This is a genomic window from Gillisia mitskevichiae (assembly GCF_003634585.1).
In the GTDB taxonomy this organism is placed as follows: domain Bacteria; phylum Bacteroidota; class Bacteroidia; order Flavobacteriales; family Flavobacteriaceae; genus Gillisia; species Gillisia mitskevichiae.
This window is the reverse complement of the sequence record NZ_RBLG01000001.1, coordinates 456,247-471,934: the sequence shown is the minus strand read 5'-3', so window position 1 is coordinate 471,934 and position 15,688 is coordinate 456,247. Positions and strand designations below refer to the sequence as shown.

The 15,688-nt window shown below is 34.8% G+C and carries 17 protein-coding genes; 2 read left to right on the top strand and 15 right to left on the bottom strand.

Annotated elements, in window-relative coordinates; translation table 11 throughout:
* Window positions 1-12 precede the first annotated feature (12 nt).
* Window positions 13-912 carry an EamA family transporter gene (locus tag BC962_RS02175; protein ID WP_121344293.1) on the top strand — a complete coding sequence of 300 codons (900 nt, stop codon included), beginning with the start codon at window positions 13-15 and terminating at the stop codon, window positions 910-912.
* A gap of 10 nt (window positions 913-922) precedes the next feature.
* On the opposite strand, the gene BC962_RS02170 is transcribed toward BC962_RS02175, so the two are convergent.
* From BC962_RS02170 to BC962_RS02160, 4 genes are all read right to left on the bottom strand, one after another.
* Window positions 923-1,318 carry a hypothetical protein gene (locus tag BC962_RS02170; RefSeq protein ID WP_121344292.1) on the bottom strand — a complete coding sequence of 132 codons (396 nt, stop codon included), beginning with the start codon at window positions 1,316-1,318 and terminating at the stop codon, window positions 923-925.
* Between the two features lie 3 nt (window positions 1,319-1,321).
* Entirely contained in the window at window positions 1,322-1,489 is a 168-nt protein-coding gene (locus BC962_RS16265; protein ID WP_183075428.1) for a hypothetical protein, read from the bottom strand.
* The gene (gene pheS, locus BC962_RS02165) at window positions 1,490-2,512 is read right to left on the bottom strand and encodes a phenylalanine--tRNA ligase subunit alpha (protein WP_121344291.1); all 1,023 of its coding nucleotides are present in this window, start codon (window positions 2,510-2,512) and stop codon (window positions 1,490-1,492) included. It abuts the gene before it with no gap.
* A 67-nt stretch (window positions 2,513-2,579) separates the two neighbouring features.
* Window positions 2,580-2,936 (bottom strand): hypothetical protein, encoded by a 357-nt coding sequence (locus BC962_RS02160; RefSeq protein WP_121344290.1) that lies wholly within the window; start codon window positions 2,934-2,936, stop codon window positions 2,580-2,582.
* A gap of 46 nt (window positions 2,937-2,982) precedes the next feature.
* Here BC962_RS02160 and BC962_RS02155 point away from each other — a divergent pair, with 46 nt between their 5' ends.
* Complete coding sequence (locus BC962_RS02155) at window positions 2,983-3,507, top strand: CvpA family protein (RefSeq protein ID WP_121344289.1); 525 nt, start codon at window positions 2,983-2,985, stop codon at window positions 3,505-3,507.
* Window positions 3,508-3,572: 65 nt separating this feature from the next.
* Here BC962_RS02155 and can read toward each other — a convergent pair whose 3' ends face one another.
* The 11 genes from can to BC962_RS02100 all read right to left on the bottom strand — a co-directional run bounded on the left by can (window position 3,573) and on the right by BC962_RS02100 (window position 15,623).
* Window positions 3,573-4,208, bottom strand: coding sequence for a carbonate dehydratase (can, locus tag BC962_RS02150; RefSeq protein WP_121344288.1), 636 nt, complete (start codon window positions 4,206-4,208; stop codon window positions 3,573-3,575).
* 11 nt (window positions 4,209-4,219) lie between these two features.
* Window positions 4,220-5,809, bottom strand: a complete 1,590-nt coding sequence (locus BC962_RS02145) for a SulP family inorganic anion transporter (protein WP_121344287.1) — start codon at window positions 5,807-5,809, stop codon at window positions 4,220-4,222.
* A 266-nt stretch (window positions 5,810-6,075) separates the two neighbouring features.
* Window positions 6,076-6,363: a hypothetical protein gene (locus tag BC962_RS02140; RefSeq protein WP_147405608.1), complete on the bottom strand. Its 288-nt coding sequence runs from the start codon at window positions 6,361-6,363 to the stop codon at window positions 6,076-6,078.
* An 81-nt stretch (window positions 6,364-6,444) separates the two neighbouring features.
* Window positions 6,445-7,191, bottom strand: coding sequence for a tetratricopeptide repeat protein (locus tag BC962_RS02135; protein WP_121344285.1), 747 nt, complete (start codon window positions 7,189-7,191; stop codon window positions 6,445-6,447).
* Between the two features lie 2 nt (window positions 7,192-7,193).
* Window positions 7,194-8,951, bottom strand: coding sequence for a BatD family protein (locus BC962_RS02130; protein WP_121344284.1), 1,758 nt, complete (start codon window positions 8,949-8,951; stop codon window positions 7,194-7,196).
* Window positions 8,952-8,988: 37 nt separating this feature from the next.
* Window positions 8,989-9,888, bottom strand: a complete 900-nt coding sequence (locus tag BC962_RS02125; RefSeq protein WP_121344915.1) for a tetratricopeptide repeat protein — start codon at window positions 9,886-9,888, stop codon at window positions 8,989-8,991.
* A 1-nt stretch (window position 9,889) separates the two neighbouring features.
* Window positions 9,890-10,930 carry a vWA domain-containing protein gene (locus BC962_RS02120; protein WP_121344283.1) on the bottom strand — a complete coding sequence of 347 codons (1,041 nt, stop codon included), beginning with the start codon at window positions 10,928-10,930 and terminating at the stop codon, window positions 9,890-9,892.
* A 44-nt stretch (window positions 10,931-10,974) separates the two neighbouring features.
* Complete coding sequence (locus BC962_RS02115) at window positions 10,975-11,979, bottom strand: vWA domain-containing protein (protein ID WP_121344282.1); 1,005 nt, start codon at window positions 11,977-11,979, stop codon at window positions 10,975-10,977.
* The gene (locus tag BC962_RS02110; RefSeq protein WP_121344281.1) at window positions 11,979-13,673 is read right to left on the bottom strand and encodes an LPXTG cell wall anchor domain-containing protein; all 1,695 of its coding nucleotides are present in this window, start codon (window positions 13,671-13,673) and stop codon (window positions 11,979-11,981) included. The genes BC962_RS02115 and BC962_RS02110 overlap by 1 nt, the downstream gene beginning before the upstream one ends.
* A 9-nt stretch (window positions 13,674-13,682) precedes the next feature.
* The gene (locus BC962_RS02105; RefSeq protein WP_121344280.1) at window positions 13,683-14,549 is read right to left on the bottom strand and encodes a DUF58 domain-containing protein; all 867 of its coding nucleotides are present in this window, start codon (window positions 14,547-14,549) and stop codon (window positions 13,683-13,685) included.
* Between the two features lie 69 nt (window positions 14,550-14,618).
* Window positions 14,619-15,623 carry an AAA family ATPase gene (locus BC962_RS02100; protein ID WP_121344279.1) on the bottom strand — a complete coding sequence of 335 codons (1,005 nt, stop codon included), beginning with the start codon at window positions 15,621-15,623 and terminating at the stop codon, window positions 14,619-14,621.
* Window positions 15,624-15,688: the final 65 nt, after the last annotated feature.

Below are 15,688 nucleotides of genomic sequence, written 5' to 3'. Positions count from 1 at the left end.
TTATTTAAATTTATGAATAACTCTATCTTAAAGGGCGGCTTTCTAGTTGCCCTTGGAGCATCCAGCTATGGAATGCTCACAACTTTTGTGAAAATGGCATATGCAGAAGGTTACACTTCTTACGAGATCACTTTTTCTCAAATGTTACTTGGTCTAATTGGTATTATTATCCTCAACTTTCTTTTTGTAAGAGAAAAGCAGGTTTACACTGAAGAAACAAAGACCAAGAGCATCCTAAAATTGATGGCCGCGGGAACTTCTTTGGGTCTAACAAGTATCTTTTATTATATCGCTGTAAAATACATTCCAGTATCTATAGGTATTGTTCTTTTAATGCAAAGTGTATGGATTGGAGTTCTTTTTGAAGCTGTTATGGCAAAGAAGAGACCGGGACTAAATAAGATACTAGCCGTTGTTGTTATTCTAGTTGGAACCGTATTGGCAACCAATATTTTAATGAGTGATATAGAATTAGACTGGAGAGGTATTGGCTGGGGCTTATTAGCTGCCCTTTCGTACACTGTTACTATTTACACTTCAAATACGCTAGCGCTACATTTACATTCCTTTAGAAGAAGCTTATGGATGATGGTTGGAGGAACTTTAATAATTGCTATTATTTCTGCTCCTTACCTTTTAGAACAATTCAACTTAGATATATTTCTTAAATGGGGATTGATCTTAGCATTATTTGGAACCATCTTGCCTCCAATCCTCTTTACTTCCGGAATGCCAAAAATAAACGTAGGACTAGGAGCTATAATTTCCTCTGTAGAATTGCCAGTAGCAGTATTAATGGCATATTTATTATTGGATGAAGTAGTTAATATTTATCAGTGGATTGGGATTATAATCATTATCCTATCAGTGATTCTTATGAATATGCCTAAACTATTCAAAAAGAAGAAGTAGAATAAATAAACTAAACCGCCAAGATCCCTTTCATATTCATGATGGGGATTTCTGTTAATGCACTTTCCTTTATAACTCCATTATTAAAGACAAAGGTGCGTTCATACATTTTTCCGTCTGCAAAAAAGGTGATCGCGAATTTATTTTCAAGCTGCAAAAGTTTTTCTTGTAGGAACTCGATCTTTGCAAAATACTTAGCGGGTAAGACTTTTATCGAATGTCTCATAGCTGGAGTGATCTTTTTATCGTTAGAACCACTGCTTACAATAAGAATCATTTCTAAAGGATCATTTCTATCATTTATAATATAGGCATTCCAATCCATCGTTTTATATTCCGGGTGCTGCTCATAAACCGCAGCCACGTAAACTCCTTCTACCTCTGGTATTTCAATATCTTTTCTCAAAATCTAATCGAATGTATGTTTTATTTTATGCCAAGCTATCCAAATTAAGATAGCAGCCGCAATAAAAAGAATGGCTCCAATCGCTATTTTTATAACAGCAATAATAAAAGTCACGTAAATAATTACTGCAAATATTACGATTGCAAGTAAGAAGAAACCCATTTTTTTCATCTATAAAGCAGATTTAAATTGTTCAAGGAAACGCACATCATTTTCATAAAACATTCTAATGTCACCAATTTGGTATAATAACATTGCAATTCTCTCTATTCCCATTCCAAAAGCAAAACCAGAGTATTCTGTAGGATCAATTCCGCAGTTCTTTAAAACATTAGGATCTACCATTCCACAGCCCATAATTTCTAACCAACCGGTTCCTTTGGTAATACGGTAATCGGTTTCTGTTTCCAATCCCCAATAAATATCCACCTCAGCACTTGGCTCGGTAAATGGGAAATAAGAAGGTCTTAGGCGAATTTTTGATTTACCGAAGAGTTGTTTGGTGAAGTATAATAAAGTTTGTTTAAGATCTGCAAAAGACACATCCTTGTCTATATACAATCCTTCTACTTGGTGAAAGATACAGTGAGATCTAGCAGAAATAGCTTCGTTCCTAAATACTCTTCCTGGAGAAATAGTTCTAATTGGCGGTTTGTTCTCTTCCATATATCGCACCTGCACAGATGACGTGTGCGTACGTAATAAAATATCTGATGGATCTGTTTGGATAAAGAACGTATCCTGCATATCTCTCGCAGGATGATATTCTGGAAGATTTAAAGCAGTAAAATTATGCCAATCATCTTCAATTTCTGGCCCTTCGGAAACATTGAATCCAATATTGGAAAAGATCTCTATGATCTGATTTTTTACTATTGAAATTGGATGTCTAGACCCTATTTGTATAGGTTCTGAAGGTCTTGTAAGATCTCCATATTTTCCACGTTCTTCTTGCTTTCCCTCTAATGCTTCCTTTAAAATAGAAACTTTTTCAGTAGCAGCATTTTTAAGAGTATTAATAGCTTGACCAAAATCTTTTTTCTCCTCGTTCGGTACGTTTTTAAATTCAGCAAAAAACTGATTTAAAAAACCTTTTTTACCTAAATATTCAATTCTGAAAGCTTCTATTTCTGAAGAATTCTCTGAACTGAATCCTTCAACCTTTGAAATATGTTCCTTTATCTTATCAATCATCACTACATTTCTTTAAAGAGGAGCAAATTTACTAAAATTGAGCATTTTGCCTACTATCCTAATTAGCTTATTCTATATATCCATTTTCTATAAAATAGTTGACGATCGCTTCTTTCATTAAAACCGATTGCTCCCCAGCTTTTAGGCTTGGTAATGTTTCTATAGTTTTATAATGAGGCCACTTATCTTCATCAAAATATTCAAATTCATAATATCCATATGGCTCCAGAAGCCTGCATATTGCAATATGCATAAGATCTAATTTATGATCTTTTTTGAATTTTTTATGAGGTTGTCCAAGTTCCTGTACACCTACTAAATATATAATTGCATCTAGATCCAACAAGTCTCCATCTGCAAATTGATTGGAGATCTTTTGCTGTAAAGCACCCCAACGTTCTTTTAATTGTTCATCTCTTGCCATTTGGCAAAGATACGTATCTTAGGGCTTGTAACACTATCCAAAAAAGATGAATATTGTAGATATCATACTAGGAGTAATCCTACTATACGGACTGGTTCGAGGGTTTTTTCGTGGTTTTTTTGCTGAATTGGCTTCCTTAGTTGGTTTTATCTTAGGAATTTACATAGCTGTATATTTCTCGCATTATATAAGTGATTATTTAGTAGAAAGAGTCTCGTGGAATATGAGGTTTGTTAATCTAGCATCTTTTGCTATCACATTTATTCTTGTAGTGTTCCTAATTTCGCTAGCGGGAAAATTTTTAACCAAAATTGCCAGTTTTGCAGCGCTTGGGATTTTAAATAAATTTATTGGAGCAGGATTTGGATTTATTAAAGTTGCCTTTGTAGTAAGCGTGGTGATTATGTTCTTTGGGTCTACTAATGAGAATATTCATATCGTAGAGCAACAAACTTTAGAAGAGTCTACTCTTTACGCCCCAATAAGAACCATCGCTCCATTATTACTTCCTGCTATTTTAAGAGAAGCCAAAGAATTAGATCTTATAAAAGAAGAAGAATCTGAAGCATAAAAAAATCCGCCAATTTAATTTCACTAAAGTGAATAAATTGGCAGACTTTATCCTTGATTATTTTTTTAAAAATTTAGCTGATACACCTTTTCCAACTGGGAATCGTTACTAAAGTTCACATCCAAATCCTTTATAATTCCAGATCCTACTCCATAAACCCATCCATGAACACTTAGATCTTGTTTATTTCTCCATGCATTCTGTATTATAGATGTTTTAGCAAGGTCGAAAACCTGCTCTTTTACATTTAGCTCCACAAAACAATCAAAACGCTCTTTTTCATCAGAAATAGCATTCAATTCATTTTTATGTAACCTATAAACATCTTTAATATGTCTAATCCAATTATCTATTAAGCCTACAGATTGCTGCCCCATTGCTGCTTTTACACCACCACAACCATAATGACCACATACAATTACGTGTTTCACCTTTAGCACATTTACAGCATAATCCAGTACACTCAACATATTCATGTCTGTATGCACTACCATATTAGCTATATTCCTGTGTACAAATACTTCTCCTGGTTCTGCACCTATAATTTCATTTGCAGGTACTCTACTATCTGCACAACCAATCCATAAAATTGGAGGTTGCTGCCCGTTAGCTAATTTATTAAAATATTCTGGGTCTAGCTTTAACTTGCTTTCCACCCATTTTTTATTATTGTCTATTAAGTTCTTATATAAATCTTGCATTTGTTTTTTATTTAATGAGCTGCTTTAAATACTTCTACACCAAAAATCTCTCTATAACTCACAGGATTCTCAAAAATCCCTCTTTCTGATATAAATTTAATGTTTATATTCTTGCTTCTTGCTGTTACCGCAAAATCTTCCAAGATCTCTAAAACATCTAAGTCTAAAGATCTGGTCTTGGTAACGTCTATCTCCAGAAAAGTATTAGCAGGCAAGGTGTTTAATTCTCGCTGTATCGCACCTTTATTCAAAAATGTTACTTCTTCAGCAAAGACCATTTTCATTTTCGTAACTCCATTAGAAACATCTTCCATGTGTAGGAAATGAGAATTTTTGTAGCTATTAATTAAAATGGTAATAATTCCCACTGCTAGCCCTAACATAATTCCAACTAGAAGATCTGTAGCAACTATTGCCACAACCGTAACTACAAATGGTACGAACTGAGATTTCCCCAATTTGTACATTTGAAAGAATTGCTTTGGGTTAGCCAATTTATATCCAATTATCAATAATACTGCTGCTAGTACTCCAAGCGGAATTAAATTAAGAAAATGAGGAATTAACAATACACTAAATAGTAATAGAAAACCGTGAAGAATTGTTGAAAGCTTTGTTTTACCTCCGGTCATTACATTCGCAGAACTTCTTACAATAACCTGTGTAATTGGTAAACCACCAACTAATCCAGAAAACGTATTTCCAATTCCCTGAGCTATTAATTCTCTATTCGTTGGAGTAACCCGTTTTTCAGGGTCTAATTTATCTGTAGCTTCAACACTTAAAAGTGTTTCTAAACTTGCTACGATCGCAATTGTTATTGCAACTATGTATATTTTAGAGTTACCTAGTTGAGAAAAATCTGGAAAAGTAAATTGACCAATAAAATCTGTAATATTATCTGGCACTGGTACATTTACAAGATTACTTCCGGTGATTTCAAACGGAGTAGAACTTCCGCTAAAAATTAATTGATAACTAATCCCTGCAATAACCGCAACCAAAGGTCCAGGCACCAATTTGAAAAACTTATTCTTTTTGGCAAGAACATTATCCCAAACTAATAAAAGAATCAATGAAATAGCAGTTATAACTATTACCCCCACCGAGACAAAATCTGTCATGTGGGCCAAACTCAAAAACGTATCCTGACCTGTAGTTTCAAAGAATGAAAAAACACTTTCAGATTGGTCATCAAACCCCATAGCTAAAGGAATTTGTTTTAAGAAAATAATAATTCCTATAGCAGAGAGCATTCCCTTTATAACAGAAGATGGAAAGAAATATCCAATTACCCCTGCTTTCAATAATCCTAAAACAATTTGCATGATTCCGGCCAAAACCACCGCTACTAGAAATAACTCATAACTTCCAAGATCCGAAATCGCCGTAAGCACAACTACTGCCAATCCTGCTGCAGGACCACTAACACCAAGGGACGAACCAGAACCAATCCCTACAACTATTCCTCCAATAATTCCAGCAATTACGCCTGAAAATAATGGTGCTCCACTTGCTAGAGCAATTCCCAAACATAAAGGAAGGGCAACAAAAAATACCACCAAACTTGCTGGTAAATCACTTTTTAAATTTTTAAACATCTAAATACTATGTGTAACAGAAATTGTAATCTTAAAACTTCCAAGAAATGGAAATCCTCTACTGCTAAACTTGAAAAAGCCTGCGATAAGAAAATGGGGTATCGGACCTTGTATTTTGGCCAATATCCTTAACAATCCCTTTATTTATAATTAATTAAGTAGGTAATTACTCCATAAAATAAGAACAGTCCTTTTCCTCTGCTTCAGTTGAAGATGGATTTAGAAAATAGTACTTATAGTAATTGTAATTTTGTAAACGAAAGAGATTATGCCAGATCTGGCGGAGGTGATATAATTTCAGGATAAAGAGATTGAACATCATGCCGTTCTTTATCGATGATCAACGATTTTTTGCGTAAGTAATCTATACTTAATTGATGTGCGTTAGTTTCGTTGTGGATATATTCTAATGAAACATTATTCTTTGCTTGCTCTTCTTCCGCAGAAGATGAGATAAAAGAGATATCGGTATGATTATCAATAAGTACCACTATTGTTGGTACCATAAGAAAACTCACAAAAATAAACACCAATATATAAGCCGTTTTCATCATTTCGGCAAAAATAACAATATTGTTTGATTTTAAAAAAGAATGCTTATAAATTAACCAATACTTAGCATTTGTTAAATCCGTTTAAAGAAATTTAATGGAAGATTTATCCATCCATCCGGTAGAACCATTTGCTAATTCCAATTGCACCCATTCTTGGAAAGTGTTTAGAATTTGGACTTTTGTTCCCTCATGGAGTAAGAATAGCTCATTCCCTCTTAAATTAGGCTCATTTCTAACAGATACCTCTTCAGAAAAAACTATTGCAAATTCCTTATTTTGAGTATTGGTTTTTAAATAAAATGCGAAAATTAAGGAGATAAAAGAAATTATAATTGAAGTGATCGCGAAACTAAAAAATGCTCGTTTCCATTTGCTGGCAATACTGAAATAATAGAGCAAAAAGAGAATTGAAAAGATCACTAATCCAATTATAGCAATCCATGCCCATCCATTAAAACTAAAAATACTTATTGCATTAGTAATAAAATTAGATAATCCAGATTTTGGAACCACTTTAATATCATCTATGAGCATGTTATTAGCAAACTCCAAATTGTTTTTAATGGTTTTATCTCCCGGGTCTAATAACAAGGCTTTTTCGTAATTATAAATGCTTTCTGCTATATCATTAAGTTTGTAATGGGCATTGCCCAAGTTGAAATATAACTCTGCAGATTCTTCTCCATTTTTTAGAACTTCTGTATAACGACTAACAGCTTCAGGATAATTCCCTGCGTTATATGCTTCATTAGCTTTTTCAAATAATATATTATTCTGCCCCATTATGGGTGCGCTAATTAAAATTAAAAGGAACAGTATTCTTTTCATGCTTATAACTGTTTATCTAATGCCGAAATAGTTGTTGCAGCTTTTTCATAATCCTGGTTCATAGTAACACTAGATGAAGGAGCATATCTTGCAAACTCACAACTTTCTATAAGTGATATAAATTCTTTGCTTGTTGCGGCATCCACTTTCCTCTCTTGTAGCAATACATCTATTTTATCCTTACTCATCTCGTTGGTTTGTAAATGTAATTTGGCCTTGAGATAATTATGCAAGGCTCGCTCTAGAGCTATATAAAAAGATTTTTGATCGCCCAAATTGTTCTTAGCTTCAGAAAGGTATTTCTTGGCTAAGCGATTCGCTTTTTTAATCTTATTGCCTTGTACATCATTTACCATTTTTCGTCTCTTTTTCCCTAGTATGATGCCCAAAAACACTACTGCTATCGGAAGAGATAAGAATGTCCAAAATAAAACCGAACCTAGAAATGGACCAGAATTAATAGGTTTTAAATTGGTGCTTAATTTAATATATTCAAATTGCTTTCCTGTCCCTTCTACTGGAAGCTTATTCACGTTGTTTCCTGCTGAAAATGAGGAGTTAGCTGGGGCTCCCGAAACATCCAACATAATCTCTTCAGCATTAATGGTTTTATAACTTTTACTGCTTAGATCAAAGTAAGAAAATGATAAGGCTGGAATAGGGAAATTCCCTTTTTGGTTAGGCACTACAGTATAAGTATCTGCAATGCTTCCCTGAGTACCATTAAGGTCTGTTCTTACGTTTTCAATTCGTTCTGGCTCATACAACTCAATAGAACTTGGCACTTCTAACTTAGGCAGGTCAAAAAGTTTTAAATTTCCTTTTCCGGAAACCTGTACTTTAAAGGTTAAAGATTCTGTAGCTGCTAATTTGGTCTTACTTGCATTTACTTTGAAATCAAAATTACCAACAGCTCCTGTAAAATTAGCTGGTTTATTTACGAGTGGTAATGACTTCACATTAATATTTCTTTTCCCTGCGGTAACCGTTTTATCCACTGTCGTGTATAGTCTTCCTCCAAAAATATCACGACGTTCACTCGGGACGTCCACAGATACAGATAAAGCCAGAGGTTGTATTTCTAATTCCCCTGTTTTTTGAGGATAGAGAATGGTTTTTCGAAGTACTACAAATCTATAAGGCTCTCCTTCATATGTGCCAGATTCGATTTTCAGCTGCTTAATATCTATATTCTGACTCCAAAAATCGCTGTAAACCGGACTATCCATTTCACGCCAATTACTTACACTTACTAATGGGCTTACATATAATTTATAAACAACCGTAATGGCTTCGTTTAAAAACGGATTAGAATTGGATATTTCTGCAACCAAATGGAGGTTTTCTGAAGCTACAAAATCGGAGTTATTTCCATCTGTAGGAGTTTCTACAGCAGAAGTAACCTCAACCTGAATTGGAGTTGTTTTATATATTTCTCCATCTATTGTTATCTCTGCCTGAGATATCGTGACTCTTCCTCGGGATGTAGGCGCTAGAAAATAACTGTAAGTCTTGGAATAAGTGCGTTTTCCATTAATCCAACTATTACTAACTGCCTGATTAGGACCTCCTACAACCGTAAATCCTTTAAAAGAAGGCGGAATAAAATTGTCCCCATCCTTATTCATCTCAAAATCTACTCTTAGACGTTCATTAACGCCCAACTTATTCTTACTTGCTTTAGCTTCAAACTTTACCTGAGCAACAGAAATTGTAGAGATCGCTAGAAAAAACGACAGTATGATTATTCCTAATTTCATTCTTTAAATGCTCTTTTTTATTGAACCCTAATTCTCACTACCAATCTTTGGCAGTTTTTGTTTTTGCCCCTTTAGCCTTTTCGGCATTTATTTTATCCTGAACTTTTTTCTCTTCATTGTTCATGGCTTCCAATAAATTCTTTATTTGCTGAGGAGAAAGTTGCCCTGGCTGAGGTTGCTGTGGCTGCTCTTTTTCTTGATCTCCCTTTTCGTCCTTATTTTGTTTCTGATCTTTTGGCTCTCCCTTATCATCTGGCTTTTCAGGTTCCTTTTTAGGCTCTTTTTCCTTCTCTCCGCCTTCATTTTCCTTATTATCACCCTCGTCCTTCTTATCCTTCTCACCTTTATCGTCCTCTTTTTTATCTTTATTCTGATCTTCTTTTTCTTTCTCCTTATCCTTTTGGTCGTCTTTTTTATCGTCCTGATCTTTGTTTTCCTGCTGCTCTTTTTCCAACATTTTCTTCGCTAAAGCGAGATTATATCTAGTTTGCTCGTCTGTCGGGTTATTCCTCAACGCATTTTTGTAAGCCTCTATTGCTTCAGCATATTTTTTCTGATCCATATAGGAATTTCCCATATTATGAAAAACATCATGCTTATCTTCCTTTGTTTCTGCCACTTTAGCCGCTTGCTTATATCTGGAAGTAGCTTGTGCTGGCTTTTCTTTTCCATAATACATATTAGCCATATTATATCTGGCAGTCGCACTGGATTCGTTTTTAGAAACCGCTTTTCTATAGGAAGCTTCTGCGGAAGCAAAATCGTTTTCCCCTAACTCTTCTTCTGCAGTCTTTAAGATCTTATTAGTTTCACGATTCAATTTTTTATCATTCTCCAGATTGGTTTGAGCTTGTAAACCAGAAGCTATTAAGAAAAAGCCCATCAAAAATAAATTGATGCGCGAAGGGATTCCTTGAATTTTAAAAAACTGCTTCATCTTATTTTTTATGTTCATTAAACAGATCTAATCTCTTGATCCATCGTGTTTTTCGTTCCAACAAAAAGACATCTAAAAGTATCAACAATATTGCCAATCCCAAAAACCACTGAAATTGTGACTGATAGTCTGCAAATTGCTTGGCTTCAAACTCGGTTTTATCCATATTCTGAAGGCTCTCTGTCACTTTTTCCAGTACTGTATTAGTAACATTCCCTTGAATATATTCTCCATTCGCATCGTTAGCTAGTTCCTTTAAAGTCTCTTCATTCAACTTCGTGATCACCGTTTCTCCATTCTGATCCTTTTTATAGGTCTGGATCACGCCATTTCTCTTAATTGGGATTGGGCCGCCTTTTAAAGAACCCACCCCTATTGTAAAGATACGAATCCCTTTATCTGCTGCTTCTTTTGCTACATTACCTATATCTCCTTCATGATCTTCCCCATCACTAATTATAAAAAGCACCTTACTGGTCTGGTCTTCTTCATTAAAATAAGTAGAAGAAAGTTCTATAGCTTCTTTAATGGCGGTTCCTTGAGAAGAAACCATATCTGTATTCATAGCCTGCAAAAACATCTTTGCCGAAGCATAATCTGTAGTAATTGGCAATTGTGGAAAAGCACTTCCTGCATAGGCTATAATTCCAATTCTATCACTCGCTAGATTATTTATAATTTGAGTGACCAACTGTTTGGACTTCTCCAATCTATTAGGAGCAACATCCTCTGCCTCCATACTTTTAGAGACGTCTATTGCAAAAACGATATCTACCCCTTCTCTAGTAACCGTCTCCATCTTCGTGCCTATCTTAGGGTTTACCAAGGCTAGGATTAGTAAAATAAATGCCAATAACAATAACCCAAATTTTAACCAAGTTTTAAAGACAGATTTATCTGGAGTAAGTTGTTCCAACATTTCGGCTGAAGCAAACTGCTTTTGTTTGGATTTTCTCCAAAATAACAAGCCTATAAAAAGAACTATCAAAGCCGGGATGATCAGCAATAACCAGAAAAATTTTTCTTCTTCTAAAATATACATCTGTGTGTTCTTTTATAAATGTGAGAATTCTCTCGTGATATTCTCTAAATAAAACTTCTAAAAATCGTGAATCTCAAAAATAGTTCCATCAGCAATAAGAAACCTGCAAGTAGCACAAGCATTCTAAAATTCTCCTGATAATTGTAATATTTAAATTCTTCTACCTCCGTCTTTTCCAAACTATCAATTTCTTCATAGATGTCCTCCAACTTCTCATTATTTGTAGCTCTAAAATATTTACCTCCTGTGGTGCTTGCTATTTCCTTGAGTAGCTCTTCATCTATTTCCACTTTTTGATTCCCATATTGGAAATTTCCGTTTGGTAATATGCCTACTGGAGAAAGAGCCATTCCATTGCTACCAACACCAATAGTATATACTTTAATCCCATATTCCACAGCTAACTCACTTGCTATCTTAGGATCTATAAAGCCTGCATTGTTCACTCCATCTGTTAATAAAATAATTACTTTACTTAGAGCTTTGCTGTCTTTGATCCTATTTACAGAAGTCGCCAATCCCATTCCAATGGCTGTACCATTAACAAGTACTGGACTGTAATCCATATCTTTAAGAGAGCTTAATACGATGGCTTTATCACTGGTGATAGGGGTTTTAGTAAAACTTTCTCCCGCATATTGCACCAAGCCTATTCTATCTGTAGGTCTACCTTTAATAAATTCACTGGCAACTTTTTTTAAAGCCTCAAGCCTGTTTGGTTTTAGATCGCGGGCCAACATACTCGCGGAAACATCTATAGCTAGCACAATATCTATCCCTTCTGTAGAAGTTGTTTTTGTTGAAACATCTGTAGTTCTAGGTCTTGCCATTGCAATAATCAACAAGGCTAAAGCCAATAACCGAAGGACAAACAATCCATGTTTCAAATATGGAAGAACACTACGGTTTTTCTTAAAACCTTGAATGCTGGACATCTTTAAAGATGCTTGTTGTTTATCTCGTTTCCAAAAATACCAAACCGCTGCTATTGGCAATAAAACCAAAAGCCAAAAAAATTGAGGATTCTCAAATGTGAAATTGTCAAACATTAATTAGTGGGTTTTTCAAATTCAACGGAATTGATTATTCTATTCGCGATCTCATCGGCATAAGTATCCTGCTCATTATAGATCACTGTAATTTGTTGGAAACCTCCATTTACAGCAAAATTTAAAATGATATACTTCTTATTAATGCTCCTGTCCTTTTTAGGGATCTCCATTTCCAATGTCCCGAAAACTTTTACCCCTTTTACTCCCTCTAAGGTGCTATATTCTTCATCTTTTGTAATAATGTTTTTAGCGCCTTTCTTTTCTAGGTTAGCATAAACACCTTCTACAGCCGTGTTTAATTCAAATTTCACATCCTTTTCAAAGTTTACGGTGCTTAAAACTACATACAGTTCTTCTTCCAACATGCCGTCGATAAATGTCTCATTGCCCACCAACATTTCCTTAGCTTCGTTTGGCATATCTATCTCTCCACGTTTTAAAACTCTTGGAGTGATAATGCTAACAGATGGATCTCCATATTCACTTTGTATCCATTCCCCATCTAATAATTCCTTGGTTGGATTGCCACCGAAAAAGTCTACTATATAATCATAGCCTTTGGTATTTACTAAAATGGTTCCTATAATAAAAACCAAAAGTAATCCTATGAGGGAGGCGGTGATGATCTTCTTCTTTTTACGCTTTTTTAATTGAAGCTGTCTATATTCTTCATCTTTTAACAACTCCTCTTCTGTAGGTTCAGGAATTGCCGCTTTTGTGTCTATAATTACATGTTCAATTTTAGATCTATCACTTTTAGCTGTAATAATATCTGGCTTGGTATTGGCAAATTTTGCTAGATCTGCTCGTTGCAAGATTACTTGAAGATCTGTAATTGTTTGCTCACTTAGTTTCAATTCCCCAGTTTGCTTTTTCAATTCTAAGAAATGGATAAGTTCAGATGTGGTGCTTTCCATTGCACGTAAATGAACTTCATCTTCTATATATCTTCGAACTGCTTCCGTTAATTTTGAATAATATTCCTTAGTTTGCCTGTTCTCTAATAAATGAGATTTATCCAACTGCTCCAGCTCAAATAAGGCTCTTTCATAAGGTGGCAATTGCTTGATCGCTGCATCTCTTTTCTTTTTTCTTCTGATAAAAAAGAATGCCAAACCAGCAAGTATAAGTATTCCCAAGATCCACCAGATCCAATTTGGGATTTCAAAACCAGAAGGCACTTCCATCGCAGGTTTTATAGGAAACATTTTTTGTTTCGTTGTATCTACCACGACATCTGCAACCTCAACTTGAAAAGAATCGGTTAAAAATGCACGCTCATTTATTAAAACTCGCTGCTGCGGAATGGTATAACTACCAGAATCAAACTGAGTTAAATAATATTCTTTAAGCAATCTGAATCTATTTTCTATTCTGGAAGTATCTGTAGAAAGAGACTCTACGACTTCTAAAGGATTAAAGGTTGCTCCTTCTGGAAAAACCACCAATGCAGTAGAATCTGTTTCAACAGAGATCTGATATTTTATTTGCTCTCCAATTTTAATTGAAGTTGAATCTATTCCTGCAGAAATCTGCGGGGATTGAGCAAAGCTATTTAGAGATGCCAATAATAAAAGTCCGAAAGTTGCTATCTTTCCGAAGCCTTTTATAGTATCCACTAAATTTAAGATATAAGCAAGTTTCATTTTATGTGAATCTAACTTTCTAAATGTTGAATATTTTTGTGTCATTATAAATTCTTAGCCTCTTCTTTTAAAATATCCCAACAATTTTTTTACATAACCTTCATCTACACGCGTGTTAATAGTGCCGGCCCCGCTTTTATTAAAGCTCTCTTTAAAATAAACTTCTCGCTCTCTAAAATATTTAGCATAAGAGGTTCTAACAGATTTGGCTCCAGTGTTTACCATCATCATCTCCCCTGTTTCAGCATCTAACATTTGCACCAAACCTAGATTCGGAATTTCCTCTTCTCGCTCGTCGTAAATTCGAATTCCGGTAACATCATGTTTCCCGCTAAGGATCTTCAATGTTTGTTGATATCCATCATCCATGAAATCTGAAAGCACAAAAATGATGGCTTTCTTCTTCATTACACTACTCACATATTTTAAGGCTTCAACAAGATTTGTACTTTTTCCTTTTGGTTCAAATTCTAGCAATTCCCGAATAATTCTAAGCACATGAGATCTTCCTTTTTTGGGCGGAATAAATAATTCCATTTGGTCTGAAAATAACAAAAGCCCAATTTTATCATTGTTTTGTGTTGCAGAAAATGCCAAAGTTGCAGCGATCTCGGTAATGATCTCTTTTTTAGATTGTAGGCTAGTTCCAAAAAATTCGGATCCAGAAATATCTACAACTAACATCATTGTTAATTCCCGCTCTTCCTCAAAAACCTTTACAAAAGGTTCATTGTATCTGGCAGTTACATTCCAATCTATACTTCGTACATCATCACCAAATTGGTAACTTCTTACTTCACTAAAAGTCATCCCTCGACCTTTAAAGGTAGAATGATATTCGCCCCCAAACACGTTATTGCTTAAACGCCTGGTCTTGATCTCAATTTTTCGGACTTTTTTAAGTAGTTCTTTAGTATCCATAGCTTTTAAAGCTCTGATGAATGTGGAATAGGATTATTTTTTGGAAGTTTAATTATTTGGATATTATTCCTAAGGCACTTCTACCTCGTTAATGATCTTCTGGATAATATCTTCTGAAGTTACGTTTTCTGCTTCTGCTTCATATGTAATTCCAATTCTATGTCTTAACACATCGTAAACGATAGCTCTAACATCTTCAGGGATTACATATCCTCTTCGCTTTATAAATGCATAACATTTAGCAGCGATGGCTAAGTTGATACTTCCACGTGGAGAAGCTCCAAAATTTATAAGTGGTTTTAATTCTGCTAAATTGTATTTTTCAGGGAATCTGGTAGCAAAAACAATATCTAAAATGTATTTTTCGATCTTTTCATCCATATACACTTCACGAACAGCAGCCTGCGCTCTGGCAATTTGCTCTAAAGTCACCACCTGATTTACTTTTTCGAATCCTCCTTTTAAATTGGCTCTTATAATAAGTTGTTCATGAGCCATTTCAGGATATTTAATCACCGTCTTCAGCATGAATCTATCTACCTGAGCTTCTGGTAACGGATACGTTCCCTCTTGCTCTACGGGGTTTTGTGTAGCCATTACTAAAAATGGTCTATCTAAAATAAACGTTTCGTCCCCAATAGTAACTTGCTTTTCCTGCATTGCCTCCAAAAGTGCCGATTGCACTTTAGCCGGAGCACGGTTAATCTCATCTGCTAATACAAAATTTGCAAAGATTGGCCCTTTTTTAATGCTGAAATCATTCACCTTCATATTATAAATCATAGTACCAACAACATCTGCAGGTAAAAGATCTGGAGTGAACTGAATTCTACTAAAACTTCCATGTACCGCTTGGGAAAGGGTATTAATAGCTAAAGTTTTTGCAAGTCCTGGAACACCCTCCAATAAGATATGTCCTTGTCCTAACAAACCAATTAATAATCGCTCTACCATTTCCTTTTGCCCTACGATCACTTTATTGATCTCGGAGGTAAGAATATCTACAAAGGCACTTTCTCTTTCTATTTTCTCATTAAGACTTGAAATGTCTACCGGAGCATTATTTTCTATCATGGATATTATTTTTAATATGTGAAGATATTTACAAATTACGAAAGGTGCAAGTAGAACAATTATTG

Bases quoted from the DNA above. Each gene is read 5' to 3' on its own strand.
- BC962_RS02100 (WP_121344279.1), bottom strand. From the start codon at position 15,623: ATGATAGAAAATAATGCTCCGGTAGACATTTCAAGTCTTAATGAGAAA.
- BC962_RS02125 (WP_121344915.1), bottom strand. From the start codon at position 9,888: ATGAAGCAGTTTTTTAAAATTCAAGGAATCCCTTCGCGCATCAATTTA.
- BC962_RS02130 (WP_121344284.1), bottom strand. From the start codon at position 8,951: ATGAAATTAGGAATAATCATACTGTCGTTTTTTCTAGCGATCTCTACA.
- BC962_RS02145 (WP_121344287.1), bottom strand. From the start codon at position 5,809: ATGTTTAAAAATTTAAAAAGTGATTTACCAGCAAGTTTGGTGGTATTT.
- BC962_RS16265 (WP_183075428.1), bottom strand. From the start codon at position 1,489: ATGAAAAAAATGGGTTTCTTCTTACTTGCAATCGTAATATTTGCAGTA.
- BC962_RS02120 (WP_121344283.1), bottom strand. From the start codon at position 10,930: ATGTATATTTTAGAAGAAGAAAAATTTTTCTGGTTATTGCTGATCATC.
- BC962_RS02175 (WP_121344293.1), top strand. From the start codon at position 13: ATGAATAACTCTATCTTAAAGGGCGGCTTTCTAGTTGCCCTTGGAGCA.
- BC962_RS02160 (WP_121344290.1), bottom strand. From the start codon at position 2,936: ATGGCAAGAGATGAACAATTAAAAGAACGTTGGGGTGCTTTACAGCAA.
- BC962_RS02140 (WP_147405608.1), bottom strand. From the start codon at position 6,363: ATGATGAAAACGGCTTATATATTGGTGTTTATTTTTGTGAGTTTTCTT.
- BC962_RS02105 (WP_121344280.1), bottom strand. From the start codon at position 14,549: ATGGATACTAAAGAACTACTTAAAAAAGTCCGAAAAATTGAGATCAAG.
- can (WP_121344288.1), bottom strand. From the start codon at position 4,208: ATGCAAGATTTATATAAGAACTTAATAGACAATAATAAAAAATGGGTG.
- BC962_RS02115 (WP_121344282.1), bottom strand. From the start codon at position 11,979: ATGTTTGACAATTTCACATTTGAGAATCCTCAATTTTTTTGGCTTTTG.
- BC962_RS02135 (WP_121344285.1), bottom strand. From the start codon at position 7,191: ATGAAAAGAATACTGTTCCTTTTAATTTTAATTAGCGCACCCATAATG.
- BC962_RS02110 (WP_121344281.1), bottom strand. From the start codon at position 13,673: ATGACACAAAAATATTCAACATTTAGAAAGTTAGATTCACATAAAATG.
- BC962_RS02155 (WP_121344289.1), top strand. From the start codon at position 2,983: ATGAATATTGTAGATATCATACTAGGAGTAATCCTACTATACGGACTG.
- pheS (WP_121344291.1), bottom strand. From the start codon at position 2,512: ATGATTGATAAGATAAAGGAACATATTTCAAAGGTTGAAGGATTCAGT.